Here is a 15,730-nt window from a genome sequence, read left to right on the forward strand (position 1 = left end):
CCTGCGCGTTTCAGTACGGCTTGTCGCCGATAATGCCGGCGCGTTCCATCTTGCGGTGGCACGGCGGGTAGTCCATCACCGCATAGTGCTGGGTGCTTCGGTTGTCCCAGATCGCGATGCTGTTCGGCTTCCATCGCCAGCGCACCTGGTACTCCGGAATATAGGCCTGGCTCACGAGATAACGCAGCAGGTCGCCCGCGCCCGGGTTGGCGTCCTGCCCGAAGCGCACGCGCTCGGGCGTGTGATAGTTCGTGAAGTGCGTCGTGAACGCGCTCACGAACAGCACTTTCTCGCCGGTCTCCGGGTGCGTGCGCACCACCGGGTGTTCCGCGTCGGGAAACTGCGCCTTCAAGGCATGGCGTTTCTCGATCGGCATGGCCGCGCCGAAGCTCGCCTCGATGCTGTGGCGCGCATACAGGCCGGCGATCTGCGCCTTCACGTGTTCCGGCAGCTTCTCGTAGGCGAGCACCATGTTCGCCCACATCGTGTCGCCGCCCACGGGCGGGCATTCCACGCAGCGCAGCACCGCGCCGAACTGCGGCGCTTCGCGCCACGTGGCGTCCGCGTGCCACGCGTTCTCGTAGCGGTCGTTGGGCTGCTCCGGGTTCTTGTAGATGCGCACGAGGCCCGGATGGTCGGGGTCGCTGCCCGCAACCGGATGGTCCTCCAGTTCGCCGAAGCGGCGCGCAAACGCCACGTGTTCGGTGCGCGTGATGTTCTGATCGCGCAGGAACAGGACGCGGTGCTTGAGCAGCGCCGCGCGAATCCCGGCAAAGAGCCCGTCGTCGTGAACGGCATCGGCGAGATTCACGCCGCTCAGTTCCGCGCCGATGGCATAGGTCAGTTGCTCGACTTTCATGCTGCGCTCCTCAGATGACGAAGACCGACGAGCCCGTCGTCTTGCGTGCTTCGAGGTCGCGATGCGCCTGCACCGCGTCTTCCAGCGCGTAACGCTGGTTCAGTTCGATCCTGATGCGGCCCGCCGCAACGTGGCCGAACAGTTCGCCGGCCAGCTCGTTCTTCTCCGCGGGGTCGGCGATATAGTCCGCCAGCGCCGGGCGCGTGAGATAGAGCGAGCCCTTCATCGCGAGGACCTGCGGATTGAACGGCGGAACCGGACCGGAAGCCGTGCCGACGCAAACCATCAGGCCGCGGCGCTTGAGCGAGTCGAGCGACGCCTCGAAGGTATCCTTGCCCACGCTGTCGAACACCACGTTCACGCCCACGCCGCCGGTCAGTTCGCGCACGCGCTTCGCGACATCTTCGCGGCCGTAGTAGACGATGTGATCGCAGCCATGCGCGCGCGCCACTTCGCCTTTTGCCTCGTTCGACACCGTGCCGATCACCGTGAGGCCCAGCAGCTTCGCCCACTGCGAGACGATCAGACCGACACCGCCTGCCGCTGCGTGCAGCAGGATCGTGTCGCCGGCCTTGAACTCGTGGATGCGGCGCATCAGGTACGACGACGTGAGGCCTCGCATGGTCATGCCGGCCGCCGTTTCGCACGCAATCGCGTCGGGCAGCTTGATGAGCGCAGCCGCCGGAATCAGGCGTTCGGTGCTGTACGCGCCGAGCGTGTTGATGAAGCCGGTGTAAGTCACGCGGTCGCCCACCGCCACATTGCCCACTTCGGGGCCCACGGCCTCGACCACGCCCGCGGCTTCCACGCCCATGCCGGCAGGCAGCGGCACGGGGTAGAGGCCTGAGCGGAAGTAGGTATCCGCGAAATTCAGGCCGACTGCCTCATGGCGCAGGCGGACCTGTCCGGGGCCGGGGTCGCCCACTTCGACGCTCTCGTAGCGCAAGACTTCGGGACCGCCGGTTTCGTGGAAGCGTACTGCTTTCGCCATGTTCAATCTCCTATCCTTTACTCGAACGCATTGACTCGAACTCAGTCAAGCTGACTCGAACTGCCTGTTCAATTTCATCGCTGTGCGTGGCCGCCGGCTTCTTCGCGCAGTGCGTTCACACGATCCAGATCGACGGCATAGTTGCGCTTGCCGATCAGGAAAACCGCTGCCGCGACGAGCGGCGCAAACGGTACGAGCTGCAGCGCGCCCAGCAGGCCGATGTGGTCGGCGGCCATGCCCGTGAGCACTGCGGCGGGCGCAAGGCCGAGCAGGTTGTTCGCCAGCGTGAGCGTGGCGAACGCCGAAGCGTGGATCGAGGGCGGCGTGAGGTTCGCCACCATCGCACCCGAGGGACCGGCTGCGCCTGCGCAGAAGAACATGGCCGCGCCGATCAGAACCAGTTGCGCCGGGCCCGCCGGTATGCGCAAGCCCACCGTGAGCAGCGCGAAACAGATCAGGCAGTACGCAATGGCGATGCTCCATTTGCGCGCGCCGTTATCCTTGCTGATGCGGTCCGCGAGGTTGCCGCACACCACCATGCCAACGCCCGTCACCAGCACGAACAGCGCGGCGGTCGCAGCCGCCTTGCCCGTCGCCATGCCGTAGTAGCGGTTCAGAAAGCTCGGCAGCCAGCTCCACACGGCCGCCGGCACGAGCAGATGCACGCCGCTGCCCACATACGCGCACACCACGGAGCGCGTGGAAAACAGGCCCTTGAGCAGCGCGCGCAGGCTCATGCGCATCCCGAGACCATTCGCCTCGCGGCTCACGCCTGCCGGCTGCAGCGGGGCAAGGCGCTTTTCGGTGACGACGATGCGATAGATCACGACCAGCACGATCCCCATGGCCGCCATCGCGCCAAACGCGGCGCGCCAGCCAAGCTGCGCCGCCACCGCGCCGCCCAGCGCCATACCCAGCACCGAGCCGAACGCGCCGCCCGCCATGAACGCGCCCGTAATCGTGGAGCGCAGCCGCACCGGAAAAATACTCAGGACAACGGCAATCCCCACGCTGCCATAAGCGGCTTCGCCGATGCCGACGAAGGCGCGTGCAAGCAGCATTTGGCCGTAGTTCGTCGAGAGCGCGCAGCCAAGCGTGGCGATGCTCCACAGCGCCGCCATCAGGACGATGCTCTTCACGCGGCCCCAGCGGTCGGCGAGCACCGAAAGCGGAAACGTGAGCACGCCCACCATCAGCGCGACCACGCTGCTCAGCGAGCCGAGCTGTGTGTCCGTCAGGTTCCATGTGGTCTTGAGCAGCGGGAAAACCGCATTCAGGACCTGCCGCGACATGTAGTCCGAAAGCAGCAGCCCGACCGTCAAGGCGAACACAACCCACGCATACACGCGCACGTTCGTCCCGGTCGTCGTCAATTCGCCCGCGGTGGGCTCGGCATGCGTGAGCATGGTTATCTCCGTGGTGTCCCGCTCTTCGTCGGGTTCCGTTGTTCTCTCAGGTCTGCCGGCGGCCACAAGGCAAGCGCCGGACACCCGTTTGCAGGCCCGCGCTCGCGGCGCCGGGCCCCACTGCGATTACGCCGCGCGCAGCGGCAGGTTCTTCACGCCGGCCACGCGGTTCGGCGCCATGCCGTTGGCCGCGAGCGTTTCGTCGACCGTCTCGTACTGCACGCCAATCCGGTAGATCTCGCGCGCTTGCTTGCCCGTGGCAATTTCGCGGCCCAGCTCGCGCGCCACGCGCACGCACTGCTCGATCTGCTGCACGGACGTGAAGCGCTTGCCGTGCTGGTCGATGATCGTATCTTCGATGCCGCAGCGCGGGTGCAGGCCCATGGACATCGCCATCATGTTGAATGGCAGCACGTTCTTGAGCAGCGATTCCGCCGTGACCGTGCAGCCATCCGGCGCGCGATGCACGAAGTTGAAGAAGTTGAACGGGTTCGGGCCGTCGAAGCCGCCGCCAATGCCGATCCACGTGAGGTTCAGCGGGCCCTTGTACGCGCCCTTGCGCACGAGGCGCTCGAGCGTTTCGAGCGCGTGGATGCCCGTGAGCTGGAAGTGCGGCTGAATGCCCGAAGCCTGCAGGCGGCGCAGATGCTCCTCCACCCATGCCGGGCCGGCCGGCACCGTCATTTCGCTGTACGCGGCCATGAGCGCCGGGTGCGACAGCGACGTGCCCTCCAGGTATTCCGGATAAAGCAGCTCCATGATGTTCATCTGCGTGGTGTTGATCGCCACGGTCACCTGGTCCGGCTTCGGCTCGAGGTCGGCCAGCATGTGGCGCGTGTCGTCGGAGAGCCACTTGGCGGCCTGGCCATCGTCTTCCGGCGCGAACGAGATCGAGCCGCCCACCTGGATGATCATGTCGGGCACCGCCGCGCGCACGCCTGCGATCAATTCGTTGAACTTCGAGAGGCGCTTGGAGCCCTTGCCGTCGAGTTCGCGCACGTGCAGGTGCAACACTGTCGCGCCCGCGTTGTAGCAGTCCACGGCCTTCTGGATCTGTTCTTCCATCGTCACCGGAATGTCTTCCGGGAAGTCTTCGGGCATCCATTCCGGGCCATACGGCGCGGTGGTAATCACAACCTTGTCCTGGTTCTCGGGGTGCAGCGAATCGTCGAGGAATTGCATCGTGTTCTCCAATATGAGGGACCGTATTTCAACGTTTGGCAACGTGACCCAGCGCCTGAAATACCGCTCGGAACCTGGCTGATCCGTTGAGATGCACGATACGGCAATCCTGCGCTACACTTTTCTGATCGCGCGCCATCGTTTTAGCCTTTCGCGCCACCAGGCGTTAACACCGACATAAGCGCGAACCCATGTTCTACGGGCTGACAAAGCGTGACGCGGCCGCAGCAAGGAGGAGACACGAAATGGAAACCACGCTGAGCTCGGTCTCGCTGAGCGGCTATTTCGACGTGGCGAAGCGCGTGGGACTGAACCCGGTCGAGCTTGCCCACGAGGCGGGCGTAGACGCCGCGGCGCTCGCGAACCCCGACCACCGCATTCCCGCGGCGGCCGCGTGCCGGTTGCTGGAGCGCTCGGCGGAAAAGTCCGCGTGCCCGACCTTCGCGCTGCAAATGGCCGAGGTCCGGCACAAGTTCGGCACCGGCGTGGTCAACATTCTGCTCGCGCATAAGCGCACGCTGCGTGAAGTGCTGCTCGCTACCGCCGAATACCGGCACCTGCTCAACGAGGCGCTTGCGGTGTATGTCGAGGACGCGGGCGCGACGGTCACCATCCGCGAGGAACTGGTGGTCGAGCCGGGCACGCCCACGAACCAGGCCATCGAACTCGCGGTGGGCGTGCTCGCGCGCCACTCCAGCGCGCTGCTGGGCGAGCACTGGAAACCCCGCGCGGTGCACTTCGTTCACCGGGCGCCGCCCAGCCTCACGTTCCATCGGCGATTTTTCGGCTGTCCGCTGGAATTCGGCAGCGACTTCAACGGCATCGTGTGCACGGCCGCCGATCTCGACTACGCGAACCCCGCCGCCGACCCGGAACTGGTGCGCTACGCCGAGAGCCTCGCCGAATCGCTCAACGCGACGGGCGTCGATTCCACGGCACTCGAGGTGCGCAAGGCGATCTACCTGCTGCTGCCGCTCGACCAGGCCAGCGTCGAAGGGGTGGCCGCGCATCTGCGGCTGAGCGTGCGCACCATGCAGCGCCAGCTCGGGGTCGCCGATACGAGCTTCACGCGGCTCGTGGAGGAAGTGCGGGGCGAACTTGCCGTGCGCTACATGAGCAACCCGCGCTATCCCATCGGACGCGTCTCCGACCTGCTCGGCTACGCCCAGCAGGGCTCGTTCACGAACTGGTTCAGCGCGCGCTTCGGCATGACGCCGCGCGACTGGCGCAATAGCCATTTGAAGTGACGGGACGACGGCGCGCGTGCCCTGCCCCCTGGTCTCTTAGCCCCTTGGTCCCTCAACCCGTATGCGCAAGCGGGTGCGGCTCGCGCGCGTCGGCATCGAACGTGGTCATGAGCCGCACCAGATCGGCAAGCGAGTCCGCTTTCATCTTCTCCATGACGCGCGCCCGGTGAATCTTGATCGTTTTCTCCGCCGCGCCCAGCTCGTCGGCCACGAGCTTGTTCGGCCGCCCCGTCACCACGAGCGCCATGACCTCGCGCTCGCGCGGCGTGAGCTTTTCCACCCGGCGCTGGATCTCCGCACGCTGCTCGCGTTGTTCGTACAGGTGGCAGGCGCGTTCGAGCGCGCGCGACGTGGCTTCGAACAGCACCTGCGCGTCGATCGGCTTCGTCAGGAAATCCGATGCGCCAGCCTTCATTGCCCGCACCGCCGTATTCATGTCGCCATGGCCCGAAACGAACACGATCGGCACCCTGCCCTCGAGCCGCTGCTGCAGTTCAATGCCGCTCAAGTCGGGCAACTGGAGGTCGAGCAGCAGGCACGCCGGCGCGCCAGTCAGATCCGCGCCGTGCAGGAAGGCGCTGGCGCTGCCGTAGGCCTCTGCCGCGTAGCCGCCGGATCGCAGCAAGCGGCATAGTGCGTTGCGAACGTGCTCGTCGTCGTCCACGACGAACACGATGGGAGTTGGCGAGTTCATGGTGAAAAACGCGTAGTCGTTTGCACGCACGCGCCCTGAGCGGGAAGTTCGATATGGAACGTGAGTCCGCTATCGGCGTTGCGCTCGGCCCAGAGCTGGCCGCCGTGCGCCATGACGATGGTGCGGCTGATAGAGAGGCCAAGACCCAGACCTTGCGGCTTGGACGTCATGAACGGCTTGAACAGCGTGACGAGCCGGTCGGCATCGACACCCGGACCGTGATCGCGGATGGCGAGGCGCACCCTGGCGCGATCCTCGCTCGCCGTGACGACGATGGACACCCTGCGGTCTTCCGCACGGCAGTCGTGCACCGCATCGAGCGCGTTCAACAGCAGATTGACGAGCACCTGCTGCAGTTGAACCGCATCGCCGCGCACTTGCGGCAGGCCGTCTTCGATTTGCGCGCCCACCGCCGCGCCGCAGGTTTCCGTCTCGCGGTGCAGCAGGCGAACCACGTCGCGCACGAGGCTGCCTACGTCGACCGGACACAGCTCGGGCGGCTCGCAGCGCGCCGACTGACGCATCTTGCGGATGATCGCGTGTGCGCGCGCGCTATCGGACACGACCTCGCCAAGCAGTTCCCGCAGGTCGCTCATGGCCGGCGGACTCTGCGCGAGAAACCGCTGCGCCGCCTGCGCGTTGCTGAGAATGGCCGTGAGCGGCTGATCGACTTCGTGCGCGAGCGCGGCGGCCATGTCGCCCACTTCGGATGCCCGTTCCCGACGCAGCCGGCGTGGTTCGCTGCTGAGTTCCGCGGGCATTGTGTCGCGGCTTTCCGGTTCGATGACGACCACCATGCGCGCCGCGGGTCCGGCCGCGAGCGACGCCGAAGCGCTCACACGCACGTCGATATCGGCGCCGTTCTTCGCGCGGGCGATGGCCACGCGCGTCACGCTATGCGGCAGTCCTTGCGCGGACTTCAGTGCGCCAAACGACACGGGACGCGCGTCTCTTCGCCAGGCGACGAGCACGTCTTCAATGCGCATGCCGATCAATTCGCCCAAGGCGTAGCCGAGCACGCGGGTGGCCATGCCATTGGCCCATGCGACGCTGCCTGCTTCGTCGATCACCAGCGCCGCCGCGGGCACGACTTCGAGGACGCTGTGCAGGCTTTGCGCAATGGCTTGCGTAGCCTGCGCCGATACGTGGCCGGATTTGCGCGCGGCCCATGCCTTCCCGTTCGGGAGACTGCGTGGCTTGATCCTGTCGAGCCACGCCAGCAGACCGGCCGCTGCGTGTTCGGCTCTCGATCTGCCCAGTTTTAGTTTTTCGTTCCCCATGTCTGCCCTGATCACGGTGTCCTCCGACTACGCTGTCCTGCTCCGGTCTGCGAAACGTTTCAAGCGCTTCGACGCCTAAGCGGGACGGATTTGACGAGCACCCGAATTCCGGCCGTTTTTGGGGCAGGCTGCGCCCCCAATACCGACTACCGCCTACTTTTGATTTTCGAAGAACGCTCCGGCTGTTGCGGAGAATGAATCAGTCATTGAAGAAAAGAACGGATGGGATCATGATTGCGGAACCATGTTACTGTGTGCTTTCACCGCGCGTTTATTATATGAAAGAAATTGCCGATGATTCGTCCCGCGTGCAACGATTTTCGACAAGTTTTTCCGCATACAGCGCCACGCAAGCGCTCCCGGTCATGAATGCGCTTGCACGGCCTATATACGCTGACTATTTTGCGGGAACATTTGCGAACGTTTTATCTAATTTCGATAAATGGCTCGCGAAATCACTTCCATTCAACACGAATAGCGATTCTGTTATTTGTCGTGTTAATTATCTATTCTGGTTTTCATGAAATAGCCACAGCCATTATTTCGAATTGGAACCGCGTTGAATGGCCGTGCAGGATCCGTCACAGCTTCAGCGCCTGACGGCTCGTTCGGCGCCGTTGTCGATCAAGGCGCCGAAGCCGGCATGGCCGCACTCGCCGCATGCTGCTGCGTCGCATTTTGCTGACCTTGCTGCCGGGACTGGTTCGAGCGGGCCTTTTGCTCCGCTTTGCGCTGCACGTCCCGCATCTGCCTCGTACCCATCGTTCCCGCTTGCGCAAATACTTCAGACATGAAAACGGGCGCGCAAACGAGGAGCGCCAATGCACACGGCGCAGCAAAACGCATTTTCATTTTGGACCTCCAGGTATCGGCGCTGCCGGCCTCGACGAGTGAACAGCATCATTGCGCCGCCATTGCGGTGTCAATAGGACTCTGGTCCGATTGCCAGCACAGAGCGGCCTACCGGACTATACCCGTGGGGCTCTGCGCCTCGCCATACTCGAACAGGAATGCGTGCACGCGCTCGCCCCTTCACGTTGTCGCTATCCGTCCCGCAGTCCGGTTGAGCAAACGAATGGAAGGATCGGCCATGACCTTATGGATCAAACAACGCACGTACACGCTCTGCCTGCTCGTGCTCGCGTTGCTCCTGGCAGGCGCTCAAGCGGTGCGCGCGCAAGACGCGCCGCAGCCCGCTCCGTACAAACCCGAGGAACTGGAGGCGCTCGTCGCACCCATTGCGCTCTATCCCGATTCGGTGCTGGCGCAAGTCCTGATGGCATCGACTTACCCGCTCGAAATCGTGCACGCGGCGCGCTGGGTCAAGGAGCACCCGAAGCTGAAGGGCGACGAAGCCGTCAAGGCCGTGCAGGATCAGCCGTGGGACACGAGCGTGAAATCGCTCGTCGCGTTCCCGCAGGCGCTCGAACCGATGAACGACAAGCTCGACTGGACCCAGAAGCTCGGTGACGCATTCCTCGCGCAGGAAAAGGATGTGCTCGCCGCCGTGCAGCGCCTGCGTGCGCGCGCACAGGATTCGGGCAACCTGAAGAGCAACGAGCAGCAGAAGGTCGTGGTCGAACAGCCGCCCGCGCAAGGCGGCCAGACCATCGTGAAGATCGAGCCGGCCAACCCCGAGGTGATCTACGTGCCCGCGTACAACCCTACGGTCGTATATGGCGCATGGAGCTACCCGGCCTATCCGCCGTACGCCTGGCCGCCCTATCCCGCTTACTATCCTGGCGGCGCGCTGATGACCGGCTTCGCGTGGGGCGTCGGGCTCGCCGCCGCGGGCGCGATCTTCGGCAACTGCAACTGGGGCGGCGGCGACGTCAACATCAACGTGGACAAGGCGCGCAACGTCAATCGCAACTTCGACAGCACGAAAGTCCAGGGAGGCAAGTGGCAGCACGACTCGAGCCACCGCCAGGGCGTTGCGTACCGTGACAATGCTACGCGCGAGAAGTTCGGCAACAACGTGGCAGGCGCCGACGGCCGCCGCGACTATCGCGGCCGCAATGGTCAGAACGGCCAGAACGGCGCCAGCGTGGCCGACCGCGCCGGCAACCGCGGCGGCGCAGGCGGCGAGGGCCTGGGCAATGGCAACCGCGGGAATCAGGGCAATCCTGGCAATCGCGGGGGCGCAGGCAATAACGCGAGTGCCGGCAATCGCGCAAACTTCGCCGACAACGGGGCCGGTGGAAATCGCGGGAACCTTGGCGATAATGGCGCCGGCGGCAATCGCGGGAACATCGGCAATAACGGCGCCGGCGGCAATCGCGGGAATCCCGGCGATAACGGCGCCGGCGGCAATCGCGGGAACATCGGCAATAACGGCGCCGGAGGCAATCGCGGTGGCGTGGGCAATAATGCCGGCGTGAGCAATCGCGTGAGCACCGGGGCAGGCGGCGGGTTTGGCGGTGGCGGCGGCGGGAGCTACAGTGGCGGAGGCGGCCGTGATGGCGCCTTCCAGGGTGTGGGCAGCGGCGGCGCCACCCAGCGCGACGCGAGCCGCGGCCGCTCCAGCATGCAGTCTTCAGGGTTCAGCCGTCCGAGCGGCGGCGGCGGGATGCGTGGCGGTGGCGGCGGCCGTGGCGGCGGCAGACGGTAGGGCCTGCTCACATGAATAACGGGCCCTTCTGGCGGCCAGCCCCTGGCGTGCCAATGTTTAGTTTGGAGAGCGGCCATGAACAGACATGAGTTTCTCCGTCCGGCTGCATCGGCAGCGCTCGCAGCGGCGATCGCCATCGCACTCCTCGCGTACGCGCCGCGGCCTTGCGCGGCCGCCGGCCAAAACACCTTCGCTACACCCGACGCGGCGATGGCCGCGTTCGGCGACGCCGTGGCCGGCAACGACGAGGCGGAACTGCGCACGCTCTTTGGGGCAGATTTCCGCCAGCTCATACCGCCGGTTGGCGCGGAGATCCGCGACAAGTTCCTGAGTGAATGGCAGACTTCGCACACCATTCAGGATACCGATGCAAATCACGCGATGATCGCCGTTGGCGACGACGGCTGGACCTTTCCGGTCCCGCTCGTCAAAACCGCCCAGGGCTGGCACTTCGACACGCACGCCGGTGTCGAGGAGATGCGCGTGCGCCGCATTGGCCGAAACGAGCTTGCCGTGATGCAGACGATGCTCGCGGTCTACGACGCGCAACGCGAATATGCGCAGACCTATCACGACGGCAGCAACATGCTGGTCTACGCCAGCAAGCTCGCGAGTTCGCCGGGCAAGCAGGACGGCCTGTACTGGCCGACCGGCCCCGACGCCACGCCGAGCCCGCTAGGCGTCGCATTCCTCAAGGCCGGCGCGCGCAATGCCGAAAACGCCGGTTACTACGGCTACCACTACAAGCTGCTGACCTCCCAGGGTCCGCACGCGCCGGGCGGCGCGTATAACTACATGGTCGACAACAAGCTGTTCGGCGGCTTTGGCGTCGTTGCGTGGCCGGTGCGGTACGGCGACACGGGTATCAAGACATTCATGGTGAGCCACGACGGCCAGGTCTACGAGCGCGATCTCGGCCCGGATGGCGCCGCTAAGGCCGAAGCGATGACGTCCTTCGATCCGGGCCCGGGATGGTCGAAGGCTTCGCCGTGACGCTCGGCACTGGCGCGACGTCGACGCAGCGCCGCGTGTCAAGGCGCGTGCGCGGGTTCGGGGGCGCTCGCGCGCGCCGGCGCATCTTCGCCGAGCATGTAGAGCAGTAGCGCGTCGCGATCGGGTCCGCTCATCGCCGCCGTCGAGCGCATGAGCACCGCGCTCGCCCAGCAGATGTCAGCCATCGTGGCGCCCGGCCCGCCGTTCGTGACGCGCTCGAGCCGCGCCACGGATTGCGGATCGCCAGCGAGCGTGGCGTTGACCGCATCGTCCAGATGCCGCAATGCCTGCTCGTACGCCACGGGCGTGGGCAACCTGACCGGCGCGGCGAGCACGGAACGGATCACCACGCGATAAAGCAACGAGAAGTATTCGGCCGTGTCGGCATCGCTCATGCTGCCGATCGAAATGCTTTGGCCAATGTCCTGCACGCTCGCCACGCCCTGACAATCGCCGCGCGCCGCGCGGCCCATGTATTTCGCGAGCAGCGTGAAGTACGCCAACCGGTCTTGCGGCGTCAGACGCGCAATGCCGCCGCGGATCAGGCGCTCGCGCGCCGCGTCGTCGCGCAGCCGCGCCTCGAGGCCCGCCGCGCCGCCGGGCACGGCGACCGCTACGGCCGGGTCCGCGCGCAGCCGGTAGAACCAGGCTTCGACGATGCGCGCCTTGATCGTCTCCTGCTCCACGCCGGCCTCGCGCAACGCCGCCGCGCTTTGCGCGGACGTCGGCTCGGCGGGCGCGACAACGTAATCGAGCACCGCGAAGAGTCCCGCCGGCGTGTCCTCGCTGCGCGGCACGCTGCCCGACGCATCGTGGCCCGCCAGCGCCAGCGCAGTGGCCAACAGTGCGAACGACGCACAATGCAACGTCTTCATGAGACCCCGCGTGGCGTACTCACTCCGTCGCACTGCCAACTGTTGCGTGGTCCGCGCGAATCGCGGCGGCGATGTCCGCGCTGATGGTGGCGAGTGCGCGATCGTGCGCGTCGACGAGCGCGCCGTAGTCCTGGCTCGTCACCTGCTCGTGCGCCACCGTGTGCCCGAGCGTCAGCGCCTGGTGACCCGGCGGGCGCACGACCCATTGCGCATCGATCGTCACCGAGTCTCCCAATACGCTGTCAATGCGCGTGATATCCACGCGAACGCGCCAGACAGGCGGGATGGCCGCGCCATCGAACGTCGAGACGTGCGCCGTACCGAGCCGCTGCGCAAGGTCCGCGGCAACGACGCGTCCGACGTCCAGTTTGAGCGGCGTGGCCCAGCGCGCGAACTCGTTCATCTGGATCGTGTTGTCCGGATTGCGCGTCACGATTTGCGGGCGGTCCACCATGTCGGGCACAGTTACGGGCCCGACGATGACATCGAGCGCAGAAGCGCCCGTTGGCACGGCGGGCGATGTGTTCGACGCCGCCGCGCTCGCTTCGTCGGCGCGCAGCGCATAAAACGTGGGCGACGGCGAGGAGCAGGCGGCAAGGCACGCCAGCGCGGCGGCGAGAGCGCGAGGCACGGTCAGGTTGCGGCGGTTCACTGCTTGCCTCCGGGTTTGCCCTGCACCACGGCCTCGGGATGGCGCTCGAGATAGTCCGTGAGCATGCGCACGGAAGCCGCGGTGCGGGCCAGTTCACGCATGGCGTCGCTCGTGTTCTGCTGAAGCTGCGAGTCGGGCTGCAAGGCGTCGGTGGCCGAGTTGAGCGTCGATTGCGCCGCCGAGAGCGTGTCGTGCGCCTGCGGCACGACATCGGTGCCCAGCTTCGCCATCACGTCGTTCGCGCTTTGCAGCGTGCGCTGCGCATTCGCGCCGATCGCCTCGAAAGGAATGCTGTTGAGCTTCGCGAGCAGCCGCGTGAGCGAATCCTGCAGCGATTGCAACGTGCGCGGCACCGTCGGCAGCTCGGGCGGCGTTCTCGACCAGTCGATCTTCGCCTTCGGCGCGTCCGGGAAGACGTCGAAGGCAACGTAGAGCTGCCCCGTGAGCGGATTACCCGAGCGCAGCTGGAAGCGAAAGCCGCTGGAGACCAGGAACTCGGCGAGCTGGCGCGGTTGCGCAGTGAGGCGTCCGGCCGGACGGCCATTCTCGAAGCGCGACGTAAAGCGCTCCGGATACAGGTTGATTTCAACAGGAATGCTGAACTGCTTCTTGACCGGATCGAAACGCGTGTAGATGCGTGTGACCTCGCCGATCACGACGCCGCGGAAATCGATGGGCGCACCCACGGTCAGCCCGCGTACCGAATCGTAGAAGGTCACGACGTAGGTGTCGATAATGCGGTCATGCTCCTTCATCGAGTCGGCGTGCGTGGCGTAAAGCTCGAACTTCGAGTTGTCGTCGGCCTCCGGCGAATCACTGCTGGCGTCGGGTGTTTCGAACGCCACGCCGCCAATGAGCAGCGACACCACCGACTGCGTGTTGATCTGCACGCCGTCCGGGCTTAGCGAGACGTCGAGTCCGCTCGCATGCCAGAAACGCGTATCGCTGCGCACGAACCTGTCGTAGGGTGCGTTCACGAACACGCGCAACGTCACGCCCTTGCCGTTCGGGTCCATTTCATAGGAAGCGACCTGCCCGACCTGAAGACGGCGGAAAAACACCGGCGAGCCGACATCGAGCGAGCCCATGTTTGTGCTGTGCAACACGAACTCGCGGCCCGGAACATCGCTCGGGATGACAGGCGGCACTTCGAGCCCCACGAAGTCGTGGCGCGTTTTACTGGCGTTGCCTTCATCCATGCCGACATACGAACCCGAGAGCAGCGTGCCCAGGCCCGAAACCGTGCCGCCCGAAATGCGCGGGCGCACGACCCAGAAGCGCGTGTTGTCGACGAGCATGCTCGCCGCGTCTTTCACGAGCTCGCCGGTCGCGATCACACGCTTGTGATCGGGCGAGAGCGTGACCGCCTTCACCACGCCGATATCGACGTCCTTGTACTTGATCTTCGTTTTGCCGGCTTCGAGACCGTCGCCGGTCTTGAAGCTGATCGTGATGGTCGGCCCCTCCTCGATGATCGCCTTGGCGGCGAGCCAGCCGCCAATGAGTACCGCGACGATCGGCACGAGCCATACGATCTGCATGCGCCAGCGCGAGCCGTGCACCGGCTTCGCCTCGGGCAGGTCCGGCAAGGAATGGTCGTCACCGGGCGCTGCCATTTTCACGCTCCATCGCGTCCCAGATGAGACGCGGGTCGAACATGTTCGCGGCGAACATCGTGAGGATCACGACGGCACCGAAAGCGATCGCGGCAGGGCCCGCCTTGATCGTGGCGAGCGCATTGAACTGCACCAGCGCGACAAGCATCGTGATCACGTAGATGTCGAGCATCGACCAGCGGCCGACCAGCTCGATCAGCCGGTAGATGCGCGTGCGTTGTTCGGGCAGCCAGGTCCAGCGGCGCTGTGTGGACCACGTCAGATACGAAAGCCCGAGAATCTTCAGCATGGGCACGGCGATGCTGGCAATAAACACGAGCAGCGCAAGCGGCCAGGAACCCGACACCCACAGATACACCACGCCGCTCATGATCGTGTCCTTCTGCGTGCCGAACAGCGAACTCGTGTCCATCACGGGCAGCACGTTCGCGGGCACGTACAGCACCATCGCCGCGACCAGAAGCGCCCACGTGCGCGAGAGGCTCGCGACCTTGCGCAGATGCAGCGCGCTGCCGCAGCGCGGGCACGCCGCCGCATGCGCGGCCGCCGGCATGCGCGCGAGCAGCCCGCACGCATGGCAGCGCGCGATGCCGCACGCAGCGCCCGTGAGCGGGACTGCAGCGCGCTCGCCTCGCGCCCTGGGCGCCTCGCCAGACGCAACGTCCGTTGTCACGTTGGGCACGTTGGCGGGCTGCGTCGCCCGCGCCACGCGCGACCAGAACTGGCGCGCGTCGAACGCCGCGCTCGCGCCCGCGAGCACCAGCATCAACGCGCCGAACGACCACAATGCAACGCCCGTCACGACCGTTGCGATATGGGACAGCTTCACGAGCGCGACCAGCAGGCCGAGTATCAGCACCTCGGTCATGCCCCAGGGCCGCGCGATGTACATCGCGCGAAACAGGAGCGGCGCCTGCCAGGGCGCGCGGCCGACAGCGAGCGGCACGAGCAGCGCGAGCAGACACATGACCTGCATGCCCGGCATGAGGATCGTCGTGGCGAACACCAGCGCGGCGATGGGCCACATGCCGTCGAGATAGAGAATCTCGACGGCATGCCACAGCGTCGTGCGCACGAGATTGCCGTTCACCGAGAGTCCGACGATCGGATACAGGTTGGAAATGACAAACAGCACGAGCGCGCCCAGCGCGAGCGCGAGCGCACGGCCAAGGCTTTCCGGAAGATCCCGCTCCAGTTCGGCGTTGCAGCGCAGGCAGCGCAGCGTGCCACCCGGCGGGCAAGACGCGCCGCGCTGCATGAGATCGCAGTCGTGGCAAACAAGAAGCTCCGCGCGCTTCATCGCGGGGCCCTCCCGGATCCGGTC

Annotated in this window: 13 protein-coding genes; 3 read left to right on the plus strand and 10 right to left on the minus strand. The window is 65.8% G+C overall.

All coding sequences use genetic code 11. The features are described 5' to 3' along the window. Window positions 1-10: 10 nt before the first annotated feature. From C7411_RS28010 to C7411_RS28025, 4 genes are all read right to left on the minus strand, one after another. Window positions 11-859, minus strand: a complete 849-nt coding sequence (locus C7411_RS28010) for a TauD/TfdA dioxygenase family protein (RefSeq protein ID WP_110387801.1) — start codon at window positions 857-859, stop codon at window positions 11-13. A 10-nt stretch (window positions 860-869) separates the two neighbouring features. Further along, window positions 870-1,850, minus strand: coding sequence for a quinone oxidoreductase family protein (locus C7411_RS28015; protein ID WP_110387802.1), 981 nt, complete (start codon window positions 1,848-1,850; stop codon window positions 870-872). A 74-nt stretch (window positions 1,851-1,924) separates the two neighbouring features. Then, window positions 1,925-3,256 (minus strand): MFS transporter, encoded by a 1,332-nt coding sequence (locus C7411_RS28020; protein WP_110387803.1) that lies wholly within the window; start codon window positions 3,254-3,256, stop codon window positions 1,925-1,927. Between the two features lie 126 nt (window positions 3,257-3,382). Then, a complete protein-coding gene (locus C7411_RS28025; protein WP_110387804.1) occupies window positions 3,383-4,438 on the minus strand; it encodes a beta-keto acid cleavage family enzyme in 1,056 nt (351 codons plus the stop codon). Between the two features lie 245 nt (window positions 4,439-4,683). Between C7411_RS28025 and C7411_RS28030 the strand changes: the two genes are divergently transcribed. Next, window positions 4,684-5,685, plus strand: coding sequence for an AraC family transcriptional regulator (locus C7411_RS28030; RefSeq protein WP_110387805.1), 1,002 nt, complete (start codon window positions 4,684-4,686; stop codon window positions 5,683-5,685). Window positions 5,686-5,737: 52 nt separating this feature from the next. Here the strand turns inward: C7411_RS28030 and C7411_RS28035 are convergent, their stop codons facing one another. Together C7411_RS28035 and C7411_RS28040 are read right to left on the minus strand one after the other, a co-directional pair. Next, window positions 5,738-6,379 (minus strand): response regulator transcription factor, encoded by a 642-nt coding sequence (locus C7411_RS28035; protein WP_110387884.1) that lies wholly within the window; start codon window positions 6,377-6,379, stop codon window positions 5,738-5,740. Further along, the gene (locus tag C7411_RS28040) at window positions 6,376-7,659 is read right to left on the minus strand and encodes a sensor histidine kinase (RefSeq protein WP_110387806.1); all 1,284 of its coding nucleotides are present in this window, start codon (window positions 7,657-7,659) and stop codon (window positions 6,376-6,378) included. The genes C7411_RS28035 and C7411_RS28040 overlap by 4 nt, the downstream gene beginning before the upstream one ends. Window positions 7,660-8,749: 1,090 nt before the next feature. Here C7411_RS28040 and C7411_RS28050 point away from each other — a divergent pair. Together C7411_RS28050 and C7411_RS28055 are read left to right on the plus strand one after the other, a co-directional pair. Next, window positions 8,750-10,270 (plus strand): DUF3300 domain-containing protein, encoded by a 1,521-nt coding sequence (locus C7411_RS28050; RefSeq protein WP_110387808.1) that lies wholly within the window; start codon window positions 8,750-8,752, stop codon window positions 10,268-10,270. A gap of 75 nt (window positions 10,271-10,345) precedes the next feature. Then, entirely contained in the window at window positions 10,346-11,263 is a 918-nt protein-coding gene (locus C7411_RS28055) for a DUF2950 domain-containing protein (protein WP_110387809.1), read from the plus strand. Between the two features lie 38 nt (window positions 11,264-11,301). Here the strand turns inward: C7411_RS28055 and C7411_RS28060 are convergent, their stop codons facing one another. The 4 genes from C7411_RS28060 to C7411_RS28075 are packed head-to-tail and all read right to left on the minus strand — an operon-like array spanning window position 11,302 to window position 15,706. Continuing rightward, the gene (locus C7411_RS28060; protein WP_110387810.1) at window positions 11,302-12,138 is read right to left on the minus strand and encodes a hypothetical protein; all 837 of its coding nucleotides are present in this window, start codon (window positions 12,136-12,138) and stop codon (window positions 11,302-11,304) included. Between the two features lie 19 nt (window positions 12,139-12,157). Beyond that, window positions 12,158-12,790, minus strand: a complete 633-nt coding sequence (locus tag C7411_RS28065) for a PqiC family protein (RefSeq protein ID WP_110387811.1) — start codon at window positions 12,788-12,790, stop codon at window positions 12,158-12,160. Further along, window positions 12,787-14,406: a PqiB family protein gene (locus C7411_RS28070; RefSeq protein WP_110387812.1), complete on the minus strand. Its 1,620-nt coding sequence runs from the start codon at window positions 14,404-14,406 to the stop codon at window positions 12,787-12,789. Before C7411_RS28070 ends, C7411_RS28065 begins: the two co-directional genes overlap by 4 nt. Further along, entirely contained in the window at window positions 14,390-15,706 is a 1,317-nt protein-coding gene (locus tag C7411_RS28075) for a paraquat-inducible protein A (RefSeq protein ID WP_110387813.1), read from the minus strand. The genes C7411_RS28070 and C7411_RS28075 overlap by 17 nt, the downstream gene beginning before the upstream one ends. Window positions 15,707-15,730: the final 24 nt, after the last annotated feature.

The organism is Paraburkholderia silvatlantica, from assembly GCF_003096715.1.
GTDB classification, from domain to species: domain Bacteria; phylum Pseudomonadota; class Gammaproteobacteria; order Burkholderiales; family Burkholderiaceae; genus Paraburkholderia; species Paraburkholderia silvatlantica.

Bases quoted from the DNA above. Each gene is read 5' to 3' on its own strand.
- C7411_RS28010 (WP_110387801.1), bottom strand. From the start codon at position 859: ATGAAAGTCGAGCAACTGACCTATGCCATCGGCGCGGAACTGAGCGGC.
- C7411_RS28015 (WP_110387802.1), bottom strand. From the start codon at position 1,850: ATGGCGAAAGCAGTACGCTTCCACGAAACCGGCGGTCCCGAAGTCTTG.
- C7411_RS28020 (WP_110387803.1), bottom strand. From the start codon at position 3,256: ATGCTCACGCATGCCGAGCCCACCGCGGGCGAATTGACGACGACCGGG.
- C7411_RS28025 (WP_110387804.1), bottom strand. From the start codon at position 4,438: ATGCAATTCCTCGACGATTCGCTGCACCCCGAGAACCAGGACAAGGTT.
- C7411_RS28030 (WP_110387805.1), top strand. From the start codon at position 4,684: ATGGAAACCACGCTGAGCTCGGTCTCGCTGAGCGGCTATTTCGACGTG.
- C7411_RS28035 (WP_110387884.1), bottom strand. From the start codon at position 6,379: ATGAACTCGCCAACTCCCATCGTGTTCGTCGTGGACGACGACGAGCAC.
- C7411_RS28040 (WP_110387806.1), bottom strand. From the start codon at position 7,659: ATGGGGAACGAAAAACTAAAACTGGGCAGATCGAGAGCCGAACACGCA.
- C7411_RS28050 (WP_110387808.1), top strand. From the start codon at position 8,750: ATGACCTTATGGATCAAACAACGCACGTACACGCTCTGCCTGCTCGTG.
- C7411_RS28055 (WP_110387809.1), top strand. From the start codon at position 10,346: ATGAACAGACATGAGTTTCTCCGTCCGGCTGCATCGGCAGCGCTCGCA.
- C7411_RS28060 (WP_110387810.1), bottom strand. From the start codon at position 12,138: ATGAAGACGTTGCATTGTGCGTCGTTCGCACTGTTGGCCACTGCGCTG.
- C7411_RS28070 (WP_110387812.1), bottom strand. From the start codon at position 14,406: ATGGCAGCGCCCGGTGACGACCATTCCTTGCCGGACCTGCCCGAGGCG.
- C7411_RS28075 (WP_110387813.1), bottom strand. From the start codon at position 15,706: ATGAAGCGCGCGGAGCTTCTTGTTTGCCACGACTGCGATCTCATGCAG.